Below are 17,068 nucleotides of genomic sequence, written 5' to 3' on the forward strand. Positions count from 1 at the left end.
GGCGGGCCGGCCGTCAGCCCGTATTATTGACGCCGATCGGAGCCGCATCTTGCCGGATACCCACCCAGCCTCTCCGCGCCTCACTGCCCTGATCTTCATGGGCGTCTCCGGCAGCGGCAAATCCACCATCGCGGGCGACGTGGCGCGCCGTATCGGCTGGCCCATGATCGAGGGAGACGAGATGCATCCCCCGGCCAATATCGCGAAGATGAGCCAAGGTATTCCGCTCAACGACACCGACCGCGAGCCTTGGCTGGAAGCAATCGCCGCGCGCATCGACGAATGGCGCCGCGCCGGCCAGCAGGGTGTCATTACCTGCTCCTCCCTGAAACGCGCCTATCGCGATATCCTGCGCAGCGGCCATGCCGATGTGCATTTCGTTTATCTCCAGGGCAGTTACGAACTGCTGCTGGACCGCATGCAGCATCGGAAGGGCCATTTCATGCCCGCCTCCCTGCTGCGCAGCCAGTTCGATACGCTGGAAGAGCCGGGCGCGGATGAGGCAACCGCCGTTTCGATCGACCAGCCGGAACCGGCGATCGTGGAAGATGCGCTGACGCAGCTGCATCTGGGCTGAGGAGGATCACCATGTCCAAGAACCGTGCCCTGATCGTCGTCGATATGCAGAATGACTTCATGCCCGGCGGGCCCTTGGGCGTCACCGGCGGGGATGAGATCATCGGGACGATCAACCAGCTCGCCCGCCAATTCGAGAATGTGGTGCTGACGCAGGACTGGCATTGCCCGGGCCATATGTCTTTCGCCTCCAGCCATCCGGGACGCGATATTTTTGAGACTTTCGAGGCCTTCTACGGTCCGCAGGTGCTCTGGCCCGACCATTGCGTCATGGGCACGCGGGGCGCGGATTTTCACCCGAAGCTCGATATCCCCCATGCCGGCCTGATCCTGCGCAAGGGCTATAACCGCGACGTCGACAGTTACTCCGCCTTTCTGGAAGCCGACCGGAAGACGCGCACCGGGCTGGACGGTTGGCTTGCCAGCCGCGGCATCACGGAAATCGTCGTCTGCGGCGTCGCGACCGATTTCTGCGTCGGCTGGACGGCCTGTGACGCCCGCCATTTCAACCTCTCCGTCGCCATGGTGGATGAGGCCAGCCGGGGTATCGATCTCGAAGGGTCTTTGGACCGCGCGCATCGAAACATGGACATCGCAGGGGTCGATATCGTAACGATATCGCAACTGATCGGATAAGTTCAATAACGGCCCTGGTGGCACCGCCCAGAGCGGAGTTGCCAAATTGTTCTTATTCGATCAGAGTCCAAACTATGATCGGCTGCGACTCGAGTCGCAGCGCCCAACTTCCCCTGATTGCCACCTGCCTAGATGACGCCCTGAGAGGGACGATAATGGAAAAGACCAAGGCTTTAGATGCAGCTCTCGTTCAGATCGAGCGGGCCTTCGGCAAGGGCTCCATCATGCGGATGGGCTCCAAGGGCACGGATGAGCAGATCGAGGTCATCCCCTCGGGCTCCATCGGGCTCGACCTCGCGCTCGGCATCGGCGGCCTGCCCCGCGGCCGCATGATCGAGATCTACGGTCCTGAAAGCTCGGGCAAGACCACGCTCGCCTTGCACGTGATCGCCGAAGCGCAGAAGCGTGGTGGCACCTGCGCCTTCATCGACGCCGAACATGCGCTGGACCCGATCTATGCCCGCAAGCTGGGCGTCGATGTCGATAATCTCCTCATCAGCCAGCCGGATGCCGGCGAGCAGGCGCTGGAAATCGCCGATACGCTGGTCCGCTCCGGCGCGATCGACGTGCTGGTCATCGACAGCGTCGCGGCCCTGGTGCCCCGCGCCGAGCTGGAAGGTGAGATGGGCGACAGCCATGTCGGCCTGCATGCCCGCCTCATGAGCCAGGCGCTGCGCAAGCTCACCGGCTCGGTTTCGAAATCCAAGACCACCTTCATCTTCCTCAACCAGATCCGCCTCAAGATCGGCGTCATGTTCGGCAATCCGGAAACGACGACCGGCGGCAATGCGCTGAAATTCTATGCCTCGATCCGGCTCGATATCCGGCGCATCGGCCAGATCAAGGAGAAGGAAGACGTCGTCGGCAACCAGACGCGTGTGAAGGTTGTGAAAAACAAGCTCGCTCCGCCCTTCCGTCAGGTTGAGTTCGACATCATGTATGGCGAAGGTATAAGCAAAATGGGCGAGCTGATCGACCTCGGCGTGAAAGCCGGTCTGGTCGAGAAGTCGGGCTCCTGGTTCAGCTTCGACAATCAGCGCATTGGCCAGGGGCGGAACAATGCCCGCCAGTTCCTGCTGGATAATTCCCAGCTGGCGGCTGCGTTGGAATTGAAGATTCGCGAACAGGCGGGCATCGTGGTGAATGCGATGATGACCGATCCTACGGGAGACGAGCTTGAGGCTGCTGAATGAAGCCGCTGAACCGGCTGAGCCTGAAATCCCCGTCGAAACACTGACGGACCAAGACCATGAACTGATTGCGGCGGCCCGCGCCGTTCTGGTCAAGCACTACCGGCCTTTCTGGCACATGGTCTCGGCTGCCATCCGCAGCCGGGACGGTCAGATATGGACCGGCATCCATCTGGGTGCGACCGTCGGCCGCATGCAGATCTGTGCCGAGCCCATCGCACTCGGTCGCGCCATTCTGGACGGCGACGGCACCATCGAAAGCGCGGTCGCCATCCGCCATCCGAAGGCGGAGGAGATGGATCAAAGCCTCGCCGTCGTCTCCCCCTGCGGCGCCTGCCGGGAGATGATCCTGGACTACGATCCGGACGCCCGCGTCATCGTGCCCGGCATCATGGCGCCGATCAAAATGCCGATCCGGTCGCTGCTGCCCTTGCCCTACCGGCGGTGAGGCAGCGGGTCGATCCGCGCAACAAGGGCGCGGATGACGATATTGGATGCTGGGCCATGCTTCCATGGCGCTGGCGAAGCCCCCCTCTTTACGATAGCTGAGACGGATGCGTTATTTTTCGACACGCGGCCAAGCCGAGCCGCGAGATTTCGGTGGTGTTCTGCTCGCGGGCCTGGCCGAGGATGGCGGGCTCTTCATGCCTGAGAGCTGGCCGGAGCGCTCGGTCGCCGAATGGCGCGCCTTGCGCGACCTGCCCTATGCGGAACTCGCCGCCCAGGTGATTCACCCCTTCATGGGTGAGACGATCAGCCTAGATGTGCTCCGCTCGCTGTGCGAGCGCGCCTATGCCGGCTTCGATCACCCCGCGCGCGTGCCCATGGTGCAGCTCGACAGCGGGCTATGGGTGCAGGAGCTGTTCCACGGCCCCACCCTCGCCTTCAAGGATATGGCGCTCCAGCTTCTGGGCCAGCTTTTTGAGCATGTTCTGACCGAGCGCGACGAGACCGTCACCATCGTCGGTGCCACTTCGGGCGATACCGGCTCGGCCGCCATCGAAGCCTGCCGGGACCGCAGCCGCATCAAGATCGCGATCCTGCATCCGGAGGGCCGCACCAGCGAGGTGCAGCGCCGGCAGATGACGACGGTCGCCGCCCGCAATGTCTTCAATATCGCGGTCGCAGGCACCTTCGACGACTGCCAGGACATGGTGAAGGGCCTGTTTGCCGACACTCAGTTCCGCACGGATATGAAGCTGACCGCCGTCAACTCCATCAACTGGGCAAGGATCGCCGCCCAAATCCCCTATTACGTTGCGGCCGCGCTCGCCATGGGCGCGCCGGACCGCGAGGTCGCCTTCGCCGTGCCGACTGGCAATTTCGGCAATGTGCTGGCTGCCTGGGCCGCGCGCCGCATGGGCCTGCCGATCTCGAAACTCATCATCGGGTCAAACCGCAACGACATCCTGACCCGCTTCCTGGCTGCCAATGACATGACGGCCAAGGGGGTCGAGCCCAGCCTGTCGCCCAGCATGGACATTCAAGTCAGCTCCAATTTCGAGCGTCTGCTGTTCGAACTGGTGGACCGCGACCCGCAGGTTACCGCGCAGCTGATGCAGGATTTCCGCAGGACCGGTCGCATGCCGGTGCCGGATGCGGCCTGGAAAAAGGCGACGGCCCTGTTCCAGGGCCTGGCGCTGAGCGACGCTGAAACCTCAGCCGCGATTCGTAAGATCCACGACACCACCGGCTATCTTGCCGATCCGCATACCGCCATCGGCATCGCCGCCGCCGAGGTCGCTGCCCTGCCTGCGCCCGCGCCGGTCATCGCCATGGCGACCGCGCATCCGGCGAAATTCCCCGACGCGGTGGAAGCCGCGACCGGCATCCGCCCTTCCCTGCCGCCGCGTCTTGCCCATTTGATGACGGGTGAGGAGCGCGTCACCCGTGCGCCGAACGACCTCGCCTCCGTCGAAACCCTGCTCCGTGCCTTCGTTGGCCGTAACGACGGCCAACCCACCGACCTTCGGGATAATGCCGCATGAGCGATGCGATCCGCGTAGAAACCCTGCCCTCCGGCCTGACCGTCGTCACCGAGGAAATGCCCCGCGTCGAGACCGTCTCCTTCGGCGCTTATGTCGCCGCCGGCACAAGGCACGAACAGGCCTCTGAAAACGGCGTCTCGCACTTCCTCGAACATATGGCCTTCAAAGGCACGGAAACGCGTACGGCGGTGGCCATCGCCGAGGAGATCGAGGCGGTCGGCGGCCATATCAATGCCTATACCGCCCGCGAGCAGACCGCCTATTACGTGAAGCTGCTGAAGGAAGACATCGCGCTGGGCGCCGATATCATCGGCGATATTTTGACCCATAGCAGCTTCGAGCCGGAAGAGCTGGAGCGCGAGCGCGGCGTCATTCTGCAGGAAATCGGCCAGGCGAACGACACGCCGGACGACATCATCTTCGACCATTTCCAGGAAGCCGCCTTCCCGAACCAGCCCATGGGCCGGCCGACGCTCGGCACGGAAGACGTCATCCGCTCCATGCCGCGCCATGCGCTGACCAACTACATGCGCGCCCATTACGGCACGCGGAATGTCGTCGTCGCCGCCACCGGCAAGCTGAAGCATGATGAGGTGGTGCGGCTGACGGAGAGGCATTTCGCCGATCTGCCGACCTCGCCGGTGCCGGCCGCCGTCCCATCCGAATACCGTGGCGGGGAGTTCCGCGAGGCCCGCGATCTGGATCAGGTCCATATCGTGCTGGGCTTCCCCTCCGTCTCCTATACCGACCCCGATTTCTACGCATCGATGATGCTGTCCTCGGTTCTGGGCGGGGGCATGTCCTCCCGCTTGTTCCAGGAAATCCGGGAAAAGCGCGGCCTCGTCTATTCGGTCTATGCTTTCACCGCACCTGCCGCCGATTCCGGCCTGTTCGGCATCTATGCCGGGACAGGCGAGAGCGAGGCGGAGGAGCTGATGCCGGTGACGCTGGAAGAGCTGCGCCGGGTCCAGCATGATGTGACCGAGGTCGAGCTGCAGCGCGCCCGCGCCCAAGCCAAAGCCAGCATCCTGATGTCGCTGGAAAGCACCGGCAGCCGCTGCGAACAGCTTGCCCGCCAGTTGCAGGTCTATGGCCGCATCATGCCGGTGCAGGAAATGGTCGACCAGATCGAATCCGTGCGGACGGAAGACGTCTGCCGCGCCGCCGCCCGCATCTTCCGCGCCAAGCCGACGCTGGCCGTGCTTGGGCCAGGCGGCAAAGTACCGGGCCTGACCACCATTTCGGAAACCCTCGCGGCATGAATACCGATACCGACAAGCTCGCCGATCTTCTGGCGGTCGCCCGCCGCGCCGGGGCCGACGAGGCCGATGCCGTCTATTTCGCCGGCACGTCGCTGTCCGTCAGCCGCCGTCTGGGCCAGATCGAGCATGTGGAACGGTCCGAGGGCCGTGACCTGGGCTTGCGCGTTTTCGTGGGGGAGCGGTCCGCCATCGTCTCGGCTCCCGGCCTCGATCCCGCGAAATTCGCCGATATCGCCGAGCGCGCTATCGCCATGGCGCGGCTGGTGCCGGCCGATCCGCTGAGCGGCTTGCTGGATATCGGGCCGATCCCCGCGCTTGACCTCGACATGGCCGATACGGCGGAGCCTGACGCGGCGACGCTCGGCCTGCGTGCGGGCCTGGCCGAGGATGCGGCGCTCTCCGTTGCCGGCATCACCAATAGCGAAGGGGCGGATGCCAGTTACAGCCGCAGCGAGGCGGTGCTGGTCACCAGCCGTGGCTTTGCCGGCCATTACCGCCGCACCGGCTATTCGGTCTCGGCCACCGCACTGGCCGGCAGCGGCACCGACATGCAGCGCGACTATGACTATACCAGCGCCGTGCATCAGTCGGACCTGGACGATCCCGTGCGCATCGGCCTCAGTGCCGCCGAGCGTGCGCTCGCCCGCCTGAACCCGACGCGCCCGAAGACCGGCAAGCTGACGGTCATCTATGACCCGCGCGTCTCCTCCAGCCTCATCGGCCATCTGGCTGGTGCCGTGAACGGTGCCGGCATCGCGCGCGGCACCAGCTTTCTGCGCGAAAAGATGGGCCAGCAGATTTTCGCCCGCGGCATCACCATCCGCGACGACCCGCATCGCCTGCGCGGCCTGCGCTCGCGCCCCTTCGACGGCGAAGGTCAGCCGACGGCGCCGCTCGACCTGATTGCCGACGGCATGCTGATGACCTGGGTGCTGGACGGCCGCACGGCGAAGCAGCTTGGCCTGAAGACGACCGGCAATGCCGCGCGCGGCACATCCGGCCCGCCCAGCCCCTCGACCTCGAACCTCTATATGGCAGCCGGCACGGTGACCCCGGCCGCGCTGATGGCGGATATCAAGGAAGGGCTTTACGTCACTGAGCTGATCGGCTCCGGCATCAACGGCATTACGGGCGACTATAGCCGTGGTGCGGCCGGCTTCATGATCCGCGACGGCGTGCTCGCCGAGCCGGTGGCGGAGATCACCATCGCCGATAATCTGATCGAGATGTTCGCGCGCCTGATCCCGGCCAATGATCTGCGCTTCCTGCGCGGCACCGACGCGCCGACGATCCGGATTGACGGCATGACGATGGCCGGAGCCTGAGCCCGGGGGCCTAACAAAAGCCCTACCCCTCACCATATCGTGAGTCTTATCACCAATAGGAGTTTGCGCGCGTCATGCGCCGGTTTCTGATGATTACCGCTGCCCTCATCCCGCTGATGGGGGCTGTCGGGATCGATACCGCCGATGCGAGGCTGGGCGGCGGCCATTCCATGGGCAGCCGTGGCAGCTTCAGCTATCGCCCGCCACGGCCGACCTCCATCGCGCCGGGGGCCGCGCCCTTCGAGCGCAGCCAGGCGCCGGCCGCTGGTCTCAACAACCGTGGTTTTGGTGCCCAGGGCGGCAATTTCGCCCAGCGCCGGCCCTTCATGACCGGGCTGATGGGCGGCCTTATCGGCGCCGGCATCTTCGGCCTGCTGTTCGGCGGCGGGTTCATGCATATGGGGCTTGGTTTCGGCGGCCTGTTCGGCGTGCTGATCCAGCTGGTCATCCTGTTCTTCATCGTCCGCTTTCTGTTCCGGCTATTCGCCGGGCGTCGGTCGAGCCAGCCGTCCATCTTCGGAGCGATGGGCAGACAAGGCATGGGCCGCCAAACCGGCGGCATCGGGCCAGGGCAGGAAGCGATGGGACCCAGCGTGCAACCCTTGCAGCTGACGCCGGCAGACCGTCAGGCCTTCGCCCAATGCCTCGCCTATGTGCAGCAGGCCTGGGGTGCCGGTGATCTGCGTGCCATCTCCCAGGCCGCGACGCCGGAGATGATGGGCTATTTCCAGGATCAACTGAATACGCTCAGCCGGCAGGGTCTGCGCAACCGCGTCTCCGACGTGCAGATGGACGGCATGGAACTGTCTGAAGCCTGGAGCGAGGGCGATACCGACTTTGCCACCGTCGCCATGCGCTTCTCGATGATCGACGTCACCGAAGACCGCACAGGGCGAATTGTGGATGGTGACCCCAATGTCCGCGCGCTGGTCAGCGAAATCTGGACCTTCACCCGCCGCCGGGGCAGCCACTGGGTTCTGGCCGCCATCCAGCAGACGAACTGACCGAGATGAGAGCCGCCCGGGCAGGGCGGCTCTTTTGACTATTGGGCGAAAACCCCGCGCCGCGCATGGTGCAAAGCCCTGATCTGCCATAAGAATTCGGCTTCGCAATTAACGGAGCCTCTCCTCATGTCCGGTTTTGGTCTCTCCCCCAGTCTGCCCAAGCCCGGCGCAGCGCCCGCGCATCGCTGGAGTTGGTTTGTCGCCCTTGGCATCATCCAGATCATCGTCGGTGTCCTGTGCTGGATCGATGTCGCGGCGGCCAGCATCGCGGGCGTTGTCATCCTCGGCGTGCTTCTGCTCATCGGCGGCGTCTTCCAGATCGTCCACGCATTCACGGTGCGCGGCTGGAGCGGCTTCCTGCTCTATGTCCTGATCGGCATCCTGTATGTCCTCGGCGGTTTCCTGCTGATGGATGAGCCCGTGCGCGGATCGCTCATCATCACCATCGTCATCGCCGTGATGCTGATCGTCAGCGGCATCGCGCGGCTGATCGTGGCGGCGACGCACCGGCACATGCAGGGGCTTTGGCTCGTCATTCTCAGCGGTATCGTCAGCTTTGCGGTCGGCATCATGCTCTATGCCAGCCTGCCCTGGTCCAGCCTCTGGGTTCTCGGCACGCTGATCGCTATCGAATTGGTTTTCCACGGAATCGCTTGGGTGCAATTCGGCTTCGCGCTGAAGCGCAGCCACACCGCATGATGATTATTATACCATAAAAAATGGTATAATAAATTAAACGCTTCTCCTGGGCGGGGATGATCCTTATATCTCATGACTATTGAGGCGATAGGAGCATTCCCATCATGACGAGCAACGGCACAAGTTCATCCGGTGCGCCGCCGGCCAGCGAAGCCGACGTTCTCTGGTTTCTGCCCACCCATGGCGACGGCCGCTATCTGGCCTCCGATATCGGTGCCCGGCATGTCACAATGAATTACCTGAGCCAGGTGGCGCGCGCCGCCGATGAGCTCGGCTATTTCGGCGTGCTGCTCCCGACCGGCAAATCCTGTGAGGATTCCTGGATCGTCGCCTCGGCCATGATCCCGCTGACGGAACGTCTGCGCTACCTTGTCGCCGTCCGTCCGGGCCTCTCCGAACCCTCCATGACCGCGCGCATGGCAGCGACCTTGGACCGCCTCTCCGGCGGCCGCCTTCTCGTCAATGTCGTCGCCGGTGGTGACCCGAGCGAGTTGAAGGGCGACGGCGTCTGGCTGGACCATACCCAGCGGTATGAGGCGACGGACGAGTATCTGACCGTGTGGCGCCGCATGCTGGCGGGTGAGACTTTCGATTTCACCGGCAAGCACATCAAGGTCGAGGGCGCGAAGCTGCTTTATCCGCCGGTGCAGGCGCCGCATCCGCCGCTTTATTTCGGTGGCTCCTCCGGCCCCGGCCAGGCGGTCGCGGCCAAGCATGCCGACGTCTACCTCACCTGGGGTGAGCCGCCCGCCGATGTCGCGCTCAAGATTGCCGCCGCGCGTGAGGCTGCCGCGGCCGAAGGCCGCACCATGAGCTTCGGTATCCGTCTGCATGTCATCGTGCGCGAGACCGAGGACGAGGCCTGGGCCGCCGCCGACAGCCTTATCAAGCATGTCGACGACAAGGCCATCGAGACGGCGCAGAAGGCTTTCGCGAAATTCGATTCGGTCGGGCAGCGCCGCATGGCGGAACTGCATCGCGGGCGCCGGGACAATCTCGTCATCAGCCCGAATCTCTGGGCCGGTGTCGGTCTTGTCCGGGGTGGTGCCGGTACAGCGCTGGTCGGCAGCCCGCAGCAGGTCGCGGATCGCATGAAGGAATATATGGCGCTCGGCATCGACCGGTTCATTCTGTCCGGCTATCCGCATCTGGAAGAATGCTACCGTTTCGCCGAGCTCGTCTTCCCGCTGCTGCCGCTGAAGAAGACGACCGGCGTCGATATGGGCGCTGCGCGCAATGCCGGACCTTTCGGCGAGGTCATCGCCAATGTCGCCGCCCCCTCGCGACTCGCGGCCGCAAGCTGACGAGATAGGTCGTCCGCGCAAGCGTTGCGCGGACGCCGACGAATAAGAAAAAGGGCTGCCGGGTTTCCCCGGCAGCCCTTTTCAATTCAGTCGCGCGGACGAGGATTACTCGACCTCTTCCGGCTCTTTCTCGGTGCCACCACCCTCTTCGCTGCCGGGACGGCCAGCGACAGGCGTCGGCGCCTCGGTCATGTCGAAGTCGAGCTTGCCGTCCTTCATACCGACCTTGACCGACCCGCCCTTGGCGAGGCGGCCGAACAGCAGCTCCTCCGCCAGAGGCTTCTTGATATGCTCCTGGATCACGCGGGCCAGCGGCCGCGCGCCATAAAGCTTGTCGTAGCCACGCTCGGCCAGCCATTCCTTGGCGGCAGAGGAAAGCTCGATCGTGACATTGCGGTCGGCGAGCTGCGCCTCAAGCTGCATCACGAACTTCTCCACCACACGGGCGACGACTTCCTGGCCGAGCGCCGCGAAGGGGATAACCGCGTCCAGACGATTGCGGAATTCCGGGGTGAACATGCGCTTGATGGCATCCTCATCCTCGCCTTCCCGCATATCCCGGCCGAAGCCGATGGCAGCCTTGGCCATGTCGGCAGCACCGGCATTGGTCGTCATGATCAAGATGACGTTGCGGAAATCAACCGTCTTGCCGTTGTGATCGGTCAGCTTCCCATGATCCATGACCTGCAGCAGGATATTGTACAGATCGGGATGTGCCTTCTCGATCTCATCCAGCAGCAGCACACAATGCGGGTGCTGGTCGATGCTGTCCGTCAGCATGCCGCCCTGGTCGAAACCGACATAGCCCGGCGGCGCGCCGATCAGACGCGAGATCGAATGCCGCTCCATATATTCGCTCATATCGAAGCGAACGAGTTCGATGCCGAGGACGCTCGCGAGCTGACGGGCGACTTCCGTCTTACCGACGCCGGTGGGGCCGCTGAACAGATAATTGCCGATCGGCTTTTCCTGATCGCGCAGCCCGGCGCGGGACAGTTTGATCGCGGCCGCCAGCGCATCGATCGCCTGATCCTGGCCGAAGACCATGGAGCGCAGATCGCGTTCCAGATGACGGAGCGTTTCCTTGTCATCGGCCGAAACCGCCTTGGCCGGGATGCGCGCGATCTTGGCGACGATCTCTTCCACATCGCGCAGCGTCACCGTCTTGCGGCGCTTATGCTCGGGCAGCAGCATCCGGCTGGCGCCGACTTCGTCGATCACGTCGATCGCCTTGTCGGGCAGCTTGCGGTCATGGATGTATTTCGCGGAGAGATCGACCGCCGCGCGAATGGCCTCATCCGTGTAGCGAACCTTGTGGTGCTTTTCGTAAACGGTTTTCAGGCCGCGCAGAATTCGCACCGCATCATCCGAGCTCGGCTCCGGCACGTCGATCTTCTGGAAGCGCCGGACGAGCGCCCGATCCTTCTCGAAGTAATTCCGGAATTCCTTATAGGTCGTGCTGCCGATGCAACGCATGGTGCCGGCGGCGAGTGCGGGTTTCAGCAGGTTGGACGCGTCCATGGCGCCGCCGCTGGTCGCACCGGCCCCGATGACGGTGTGGATTTCGTCGATGAACAGAACCGCGCCGGGCTGGGCTTCCAGCTCGGTCACTACGGCCTTCAGCCGCTCCTCGAAATCGCCGCGATAGCGCGTGCCGGCCAGCAGCGCGCCCATATCGAGCGAGAAGATGATCGATTTGGCCAGCACTTCCGGCACATCGCCGTCAACGATGCGCTTGGCGAGGCCTTCCGCGATGGCCGTCTTGCCGACGCCCGGATCGCCCACATAAAGCGGGTTGTTTTTGGTACGCCGGCACAGAATCTGGATCGTGCGTTCGATCTCATTTTCACGACCGATGAGCGGATCGATCTTGCCGGCCTGCGCTTTCTTATTGAGATTGACGCAGTAGTTGGAGAGCGCGTCCTGACCGCGGCGCGCGGTCTTCTCCTCCTGGTCCGGCGTATCGGCGGCGGCAGCCTTTTCCTGGCGCGGCGCGTTCTTGCCGGGGGACTTGGCGATGCCGTGGCTGATGAAGTTGACGGCATCGAGCCGCGTCATGTCCTGCAGCTGCAGGAAGTAGACGGCGTGGCTTTCGCGCTCGCTGAACAGCGCGACCAGAACATTAGCGCCGGTCACTTCGTCGCGGCCGGAGGACTGCACATGAATGGCCGCGCGCTGGACCACACGCTGGAAGCCGGCCGTGGGCTTCGGGTCGCCGGGGCGGTCCGTCGCCAGACCGGCCAGGTCCTTGTCGAGAAATTCGGTCAGGTCCGCGCGCAGCTTGTCGAGATCGACACCGCAGGCGCGGAGAACGGTCGCGGCATCGGTATCCTCGGTCAGGCCGAGAAGCAGATGCTCAAGCGTTGCGTATTCGTGTTTGCGCTCGCTGGCGAGAGAAAGCGCACGGTGGAGAGTCTGCTCGAGGTTACGGGACAACATGCCGACGCTCCTTTTATCTAGTCGTCACTGCCGTCCTTGCGTCTGCCGGGGAATCTGCCGAGGCATAAGCCTGAGGAGGGCAACGGAAGTCTGTCATCTGCGTCGGCCCGATTCCTTCAATGAAGCGAAGCGGTCGACGGGGTATCCTGCACCAATAATTTGTGCTGACGCATTAACTTTTGCTCAGAGTCACTCTTTTTCGATGGTGCATTGGAGGGGGTGCTGATTCTGCCGGGCCAGGTCCATGACCTGGGTCACCTTGGTCTCGGCAACCTCATACGTGAACACGCCGCAGACGCCGACGCCCCGGCGATGGACATGCAGCATGATGCGAGTCGCCTCATCGCGGGTCTTCTGGAAAAACCGTTCAAGCACATGCACCACGAATTCCATGGGCGTGTAGTCATCATTCAGCATGAGGACCTTGTACATCGCCGGCTTGCGGGTCTTGGTGCGGCTTTTGACCACTACCCCCGTGCCGGGACCGTCTCGTCCGCCATTGCGCCTGTCGCTGTCGCTCATCGCGCCTTCGCCAATCCTTAATTATCGAACGCGAACCCTACTGCCGCTATCGCAAGCAACCAAGCATTCCGATCCGCCCTCAAGGGCAGAGCAGCTTCGCCCCAGAACCATAGAGGCATGAGATACCGCCGGAGAAGAGGGAGATTGTTATTCGCCGAACGGTTTTGAAGACGTCGGCGAGACGCGTTTCTGCTGCCCTGCAAGGGAAGCTTAGCTCGCGAAACAGTGTGCACCCAAATCGTCCGGTCACCCGGCTAGAGTTTGTCTGATTTTAACTGAAGCTTGTCCCTAATACCGTCATGCCCGGCCCCAGAGCCGGGCATCCATTCGTTGGGGCGCCCAAGGACTGGATGACCGGGTCAAGCCCGGCCATGACGGGGCAAGGGGTCGTTTCCACCTAAACCTGACGGACTCTAATCCGGCGCCGCGATACTCGCCGCCAAAAAACAAAAGGGGTCCGGGCTGCTTGCCCGGACCCCTTTTGCCTGCTTAGGCAAACGAAGGCTTTGCGTATCAGGCCGTCTTGCCGAACTTCTCGACGGCGATCGTCATGCGGCCCGAAATCGGCGAGATCGCCTGCTCAGCCAGCTTGAAGGATGCGTCGGTGTATTTGTTGGATTCGGCGACGCTCTTTTCCATCACGGACCGCGCCAGGCCGACCTGAAGATCGACCGCTTCCTTGAGTGACTTCACCGTCGTCATCGCCTTGAAGGCAGCCATGGCTTCTTCGTAGGAAGACTGGGCGGAGCTGGCCATCTGCTTCGAGAGATCCTGCAGACCGGCGGACCAGATCTGACCGGACTTGATGAAAGCTTCGACATTACCCTGGCTGAACGCCAGCATTTCCTCGGCCGTCTTCATGGTATTCGTCATCCCTTGATTGAACTTCAGCTTCTTATCCTCGACATGCGAGGAGATTTCAGCCGCACTCTCTTTGGCGGCATCCACGACCTGCTTCACAGCGACGTCCACGGCTTGCTGGGTTTCCTCGGCAGCCTCAGACATCACAGCCGTCACTTCGGACGCCGTAGTCGCGACATCATGAGAGGCTGTTGCCGTGATCTCATGAATCGTCTCTTGAACATCGTCACCCGCCTCTCCCATGATAGGGCTGGTAGCGGTTGATCTTTTAGCCATGCCGGACACTCCCTCGGTTTTCTCCGCGCCCAAGGCCTTCAAGGCCCTTGAGCGCCGCAAAACCGCTCGTGTTGCGTTGCAGCAATTTGGATTTAGCCCTGTCAGCAACTCGATTCAAGGTTTTTGTGCAGCGCACAACAATCTTCTTTCGGAACAAATGTTGCCGCAGATCGCACGTCATCTCAGATTCACCGTCTAACTATTTGCAATTCCGATGAATCTGCGCCAAAGCAGAGGCTCGATGCCGAGTGGTGGCGGTATCGCGGGATAGCGGCAGGAAGCGCGGATGGTTCGCAAGCACGGGTTTTTGAAGGCTCGCATGGCAAGATTTGTCATGCTGGGTTGCAGCTTGGCGATGCTTGCCGCCGGTATCGCACCCGTCCGTGCCCAAGGATTGCCACCGATGAGCGCCATCCTCATCGATGCCCGCAGCGGTCAGGTTCTCTATCAGCAGAATGCCGACGAGCCCCGTTTTCCCGCCAGCCTGACCAAACTCATGACCCTTTATCTGCTCTTCGAGGCGTTGCGCGACCATCGCATCACCTTCGACGAGATGATGCCCGTTTCCGTGCACGCGGCCTCGGTCGAGCCGGTCAAGCTCGGCGCGCTGCCCGGTTCACGCATCACCGTTCAAGAAGCGATCCTGGGCATGGTGACGCTTTCCGCCAATGACGCGGCGACGATCGCCGGGGAATTCCTGGCGGGTGGCGATGAAACCCGTTTCGCGGCCCTGATGACGCTGAAGGCGCATACGCTGGGCATGGACGACACCGTCTTCCGCAATGCGTCCGGCCTGCCGAACCCGAATCAGATCACGACCGCACATGATCTGGCCATCCTGGCGCGGCGGCTGATCGTGGACTTCCCGGACGATTATCACTTTTTCTCGACTGCCAGCTTCCTGTTCCATGGCCGCGTGATCTTCAACCACGACCATCTGCTGAAATCCTATCCGGGCGCGGACGGCATGAAGACCGGCTATACCAACGCCGCCGGCCATAACCTCGTGACCAGCGCCATGCGCGGCGGCGTGCGTCTGATCGGCGTCGTCATGGCCGCGCCGTCCAACGGCTATCGCGATCGCGAGATGGCCGGCATGCTGGATGACGGCTTCGCGCAGGAGCTTGGCGGCAGTGCCAAGCTGGCCGCCTTGCAGGCCGCCCAAGCTGCCCGCCAGACCCAGGACCAGGGGCCTGTCGTGCCAGCCACTGCCCCGCTGACGACCGCCAACCCGCGTGCCGTTGCGGCGAATGGCGGCTATGGCGGCCGCAGCGATTGGAGCCTCGATCTCGGCAGCTACGCATCCAAGGCGGCAGCCTATCAGGCGCTGCATATTGGCCAGCGCGAGGCGGGCGGCGGCGTGGTTCATCTGGCCGCCGCGCACACCAAAAAGCGCCACGTCATCTGGCACGCCTGGATTGCATCCGTCAGTGAAAGCCATGCCCGCGCCGCCTGCATGGCCATGAACCATTACGGCCGCACCTGCGCGCCCGTGCATCCGATGGGTGCAAAAAGCCGCGAACTCGCTGAGCGCTAAATCGCTCAGTCTTCCGCTTGTTCCGCCGGGAAAATCACCCGCGGATTGAGCAGCGATGCAGGGTCAAGCGCCGCCTTGATACGCTGCATCAGACCTAGCTCCACCCCGCCCCGCCAGCTTTTCATCATGCCGGTTTTCAACCGGCCGACACCATGCTCGGCCGAGAAACTGCCCGACAGGCGCTGCACGACATCCGCCACGGCGTCCATCAACGCGTCCGACTGCGCCAGAAAACCCGCGCCGTCCGCCCCTTCGGGCTGGACGAGATTGAAGTGGATATTGCCGTCGCCGAGATGCCCGAAGGGCGCGATGCGAATGCCGGGCACCAGGGCCTGACAGGCCGCCGTCGCCGCCTGCATCAAGTCCGGCAAAGCGGCGAGCGGCACCGAAATATCATTCTTGATCGAGGCGCCAGCGCGTTTCTGCGCTTCCGCATGCTCTTCTCTGATCTTCCAGAAGGCCAACCGCTGGGCGTCGTTCTGAGCCAGGGCGGCGTCGGTCAGTTCGCCGGCTTCCAGCGCCTCGCCCAACACCCCTTCCAGCATGTCGGCGAGTGACGCGGCAGCCGCCTGCGGGCCACTTGTCGCGCAATCGACGAGAATGAAATGAGGGGCGGGGTCGACCGGGCAAGCGGTGCCCTCGATCTCGGCCAGAACCAGATCGACCGAGCCGCCGCTCATATATTCGAAAGCATGCAAGGCCCCGGCATCGCGGGCGCGAAGACGGGCGAGCAGCGCAAGCGCCTGCTCGACCGAAGGCAAGGCACAGAAGGCGGTGGCGCGTGCCGTCACACCCGGTTGCAGGCGCAGCACGGCGGCCGTGATGATGCCGAGCGTGCCTTCCGACCCCACGAAAATCTGTCGCAGCGCGTAGCCGGTGTTGTCCTTATGGAGATGCCGCAGCCCTTGCCAGATCTGCCCGTCCGCCAGCACAACTTCCAGCCCGAGCACCAGATCGCGGGCATTGCCGAAGCGCAGCGTATTATTGCCGCCGGCATTGGTGGCGAGCACGCCGCCGATCTGCGCGCTGCCCTCGGAGCTGATCGACAGCGGCAGCAGCATGCCGGCTTCCACCGCCATGGCCTGGGCGGCGGCCAGCGTGACGCCGGCCTCGACCGTCATGGTAAGATCGACCGTATCGATCTCCCGCAGCGCCCGCATCCGTTCCAGGCTGAGGACGATCTCAGACCCGTCATCGGACGGCACGGCACCGCCGACCATCGAGGTATTGCCGCCCTGCGGGATGATGCTGACGCCGGCCTCGGCGCAAAGCTTGACCGCAGCCGCGACCCCCGCCGTGTCGCGCGGCCGGATGACGGCGAGCGGACGCCCGGAATAAAGCCGCCGCCAATCGCTGGAATAACCGGCGGTCTCGCCCGGATCGGTCAGGACCGCGCTATCGCCCAAAGCCACACGCAGATCGTCGAGCAAGGACGTCATCCTGGTCCCT

General features: G+C 63.5%; 16 protein-coding genes. 12 read left to right on the forward strand and 4 right to left on the reverse strand.

The window, feature by feature from the left end; all coding sequences use genetic code 11:
• The first annotated feature begins 49 nt into the window (after positions 1-49).
• The 10 genes from ACELLULO517_RS03065 to ssuD all read left to right on the forward strand — a co-directional run bounded on the left by ACELLULO517_RS03065 (position 50) and on the right by ssuD (position 9,984).
• Positions 50-577: a gluconokinase gene (locus tag ACELLULO517_RS03065; protein ID WP_227305761.1), complete on the forward strand. Its 528-nt coding sequence runs from the start codon at positions 50-52 to the stop codon at positions 575-577.
• An 11-nt stretch (positions 578-588) separates the two neighbouring features.
• On the forward strand, positions 589-1,212 hold the full coding sequence (pncA, locus tag ACELLULO517_RS03070) for a bifunctional nicotinamidase/pyrazinamidase (RefSeq protein WP_227305763.1): 624 nt from the start codon (positions 589-591) through the stop codon (positions 1,210-1,212).
• Between the two features lie 155 nt (positions 1,213-1,367).
• Positions 1,368-2,405: a recombinase RecA gene (gene recA / locus ACELLULO517_RS03075; protein WP_227305765.1), complete on the forward strand. Its 1,038-nt coding sequence runs from the start codon at positions 1,368-1,370 to the stop codon at positions 2,403-2,405.
• Positions 2,389-2,850, forward strand: coding sequence for a cytidine deaminase (locus ACELLULO517_RS03080; RefSeq protein ID WP_227305767.1), 462 nt, complete (start codon positions 2,389-2,391; stop codon positions 2,848-2,850). The genes recA and ACELLULO517_RS03080 overlap by 17 nt, the downstream gene beginning before the upstream one ends.
• A gap of 106 nt (positions 2,851-2,956) precedes the next feature.
• Positions 2,957-4,390 carry a threonine synthase gene (gene thrC / locus ACELLULO517_RS03085; protein ID WP_227305769.1) on the forward strand — a complete coding sequence of 478 codons (1,434 nt, stop codon included), beginning with the start codon at positions 2,957-2,959 and terminating at the stop codon, positions 4,388-4,390.
• Positions 4,387-5,652 (forward strand): M16 family metallopeptidase, encoded by a 1,266-nt coding sequence (locus ACELLULO517_RS03090; RefSeq protein WP_227305771.1) that lies wholly within the window; start codon positions 4,387-4,389, stop codon positions 5,650-5,652. The genes thrC and ACELLULO517_RS03090 overlap by 4 nt, the downstream gene beginning before the upstream one ends.
• A complete protein-coding gene (locus ACELLULO517_RS03095; protein ID WP_227305773.1) occupies positions 5,649-6,977 on the forward strand; it encodes a TldD/PmbA family protein in 1,329 nt (442 codons plus the stop codon). Before ACELLULO517_RS03090 ends, ACELLULO517_RS03095 begins: the two co-directional genes overlap by 4 nt.
• A 74-nt stretch (positions 6,978-7,051) precedes the next feature.
• Positions 7,052-7,981 carry a TIM44-like domain-containing protein gene (locus ACELLULO517_RS03100; protein ID WP_227305775.1) on the forward strand — a complete coding sequence of 310 codons (930 nt, stop codon included), beginning with the start codon at positions 7,052-7,054 and terminating at the stop codon, positions 7,979-7,981.
• A gap of 126 nt (positions 7,982-8,107) precedes the next feature.
• On the forward strand, positions 8,108-8,680 hold the full coding sequence (locus ACELLULO517_RS03105) for an HdeD family acid-resistance protein (RefSeq protein ID WP_227305777.1): 573 nt from the start codon (positions 8,108-8,110) through the stop codon (positions 8,678-8,680).
• A 104-nt stretch (positions 8,681-8,784) separates the two neighbouring features.
• On the forward strand, positions 8,785-9,984 hold the full coding sequence (ssuD, locus tag ACELLULO517_RS03110) for an FMNH2-dependent alkanesulfonate monooxygenase (RefSeq protein WP_227305780.1): 1,200 nt from the start codon (positions 8,785-8,787) through the stop codon (positions 9,982-9,984).
• A gap of 105 nt (positions 9,985-10,089) precedes the next feature.
• Here ssuD and clpA read toward each other — a convergent pair whose 3' ends face one another.
• The 3 genes from clpA to ACELLULO517_RS03125 form a co-directional block, all read right to left on the reverse strand.
• Positions 10,090-12,423: an ATP-dependent Clp protease ATP-binding subunit ClpA gene (gene clpA / locus ACELLULO517_RS03115; protein WP_227305782.1), complete on the reverse strand. Its 2,334-nt coding sequence runs from the start codon at positions 12,421-12,423 to the stop codon at positions 10,090-10,092.
• Positions 12,424-12,612: 189 nt separating this feature from the next.
• The gene (gene clpS / locus ACELLULO517_RS03120) at positions 12,613-12,945 is read right to left on the reverse strand and encodes an ATP-dependent Clp protease adapter ClpS (protein WP_227305784.1); all 333 of its coding nucleotides are present in this window, start codon (positions 12,943-12,945) and stop codon (positions 12,613-12,615) included.
• 513 nt (positions 12,946-13,458) lie between these two features.
• The gene (locus tag ACELLULO517_RS03125; RefSeq protein ID WP_227305786.1) at positions 13,459-14,082 is read right to left on the reverse strand and encodes a phasin family protein; all 624 of its coding nucleotides are present in this window, start codon (positions 14,080-14,082) and stop codon (positions 13,459-13,461) included.
• Here ACELLULO517_RS03125 and ACELLULO517_RS03130 point away from each other — a divergent pair.
• Both ACELLULO517_RS03130 and ACELLULO517_RS03135 read left to right on the forward strand, forming a co-directional pair.
• Positions 14,081-14,281: a hypothetical protein gene (locus tag ACELLULO517_RS03130; protein WP_227305787.1), complete on the forward strand. Its 201-nt coding sequence runs from the start codon at positions 14,081-14,083 to the stop codon at positions 14,279-14,281. The two genes, ACELLULO517_RS03125 and ACELLULO517_RS03130, sit on opposite strands and share 2 nt — an antisense overlap.
• A 120-nt stretch (positions 14,282-14,401) precedes the next feature.
• Entirely contained in the window at positions 14,402-15,619 is a 1,218-nt protein-coding gene (locus ACELLULO517_RS03135) for a D-alanyl-D-alanine carboxypeptidase family protein (protein WP_406566228.1), read from the forward strand.
• Between the two features lie 5 nt (positions 15,620-15,624).
• On the opposite strand, the gene ACELLULO517_RS03140 is transcribed toward ACELLULO517_RS03135, so the two are convergent.
• Positions 15,625-17,058 (reverse strand): FAD-binding oxidoreductase, encoded by a 1,434-nt coding sequence (locus ACELLULO517_RS03140; protein ID WP_227305789.1) that lies wholly within the window; start codon positions 17,056-17,058, stop codon positions 15,625-15,627.
• Positions 17,059-17,068: the final 10 nt, after the last annotated feature.

It is taken from the genome of Acidisoma cellulosilyticum (assembly GCF_020621385.1).
Lineage (GTDB): Bacteria > Pseudomonadota > Alphaproteobacteria > Acetobacterales > Acetobacteraceae > Acidisoma > Acidisoma cellulosilyticum.

Bases quoted from the DNA above. Each gene is read 5' to 3' on its own strand.
- pncA (WP_227305763.1), top strand. From the start codon at position 589: ATGTCCAAGAACCGTGCCCTGATCGTCGTCGATATGCAGAATGACTTC.
- recA (WP_227305765.1), top strand. From the start codon at position 1,368: ATGGAAAAGACCAAGGCTTTAGATGCAGCTCTCGTTCAGATCGAGCGG.
- thrC (WP_227305769.1), top strand. From the start codon at position 2,957: ATGCGTTATTTTTCGACACGCGGCCAAGCCGAGCCGCGAGATTTCGGT.
- ACELLULO517_RS03090 (WP_227305771.1), top strand. From the start codon at position 4,387: ATGAGCGATGCGATCCGCGTAGAAACCCTGCCCTCCGGCCTGACCGTC.
- ACELLULO517_RS03095 (WP_227305773.1), top strand. From the start codon at position 5,649: ATGAATACCGATACCGACAAGCTCGCCGATCTTCTGGCGGTCGCCCGC.
- ACELLULO517_RS03100 (WP_227305775.1), top strand. From the start codon at position 7,052: ATGCGCCGGTTTCTGATGATTACCGCTGCCCTCATCCCGCTGATGGGG.
- ACELLULO517_RS03105 (WP_227305777.1), top strand. From the start codon at position 8,108: ATGTCCGGTTTTGGTCTCTCCCCCAGTCTGCCCAAGCCCGGCGCAGCG.
- ssuD (WP_227305780.1), top strand. From the start codon at position 8,785: ATGACGAGCAACGGCACAAGTTCATCCGGTGCGCCGCCGGCCAGCGAA.
- clpA (WP_227305782.1), bottom strand. From the start codon at position 12,423: ATGTTGTCCCGTAACCTCGAGCAGACTCTCCACCGTGCGCTTTCTCTC.
- clpS (WP_227305784.1), bottom strand. From the start codon at position 12,945: ATGAGCGACAGCGACAGGCGCAATGGCGGACGAGACGGTCCCGGCACG.
- ACELLULO517_RS03130 (WP_227305787.1), top strand. From the start codon at position 14,081: ATGCCGGACACTCCCTCGGTTTTCTCCGCGCCCAAGGCCTTCAAGGCC.
- ACELLULO517_RS03125 (WP_227305786.1), bottom strand. From the start codon at position 14,082: ATGGCTAAAAGATCAACCGCTACCAGCCCTATCATGGGAGAGGCGGGT.
- ACELLULO517_RS03135 (WP_406566228.1), top strand. From the start codon at position 14,402: ATGGCAAGATTTGTCATGCTGGGTTGCAGCTTGGCGATGCTTGCCGCC.
- ACELLULO517_RS03140 (WP_227305789.1), bottom strand. From the start codon at position 17,058: ATGACGTCCTTGCTCGACGATCTGCGTGTGGCTTTGGGCGATAGCGCG.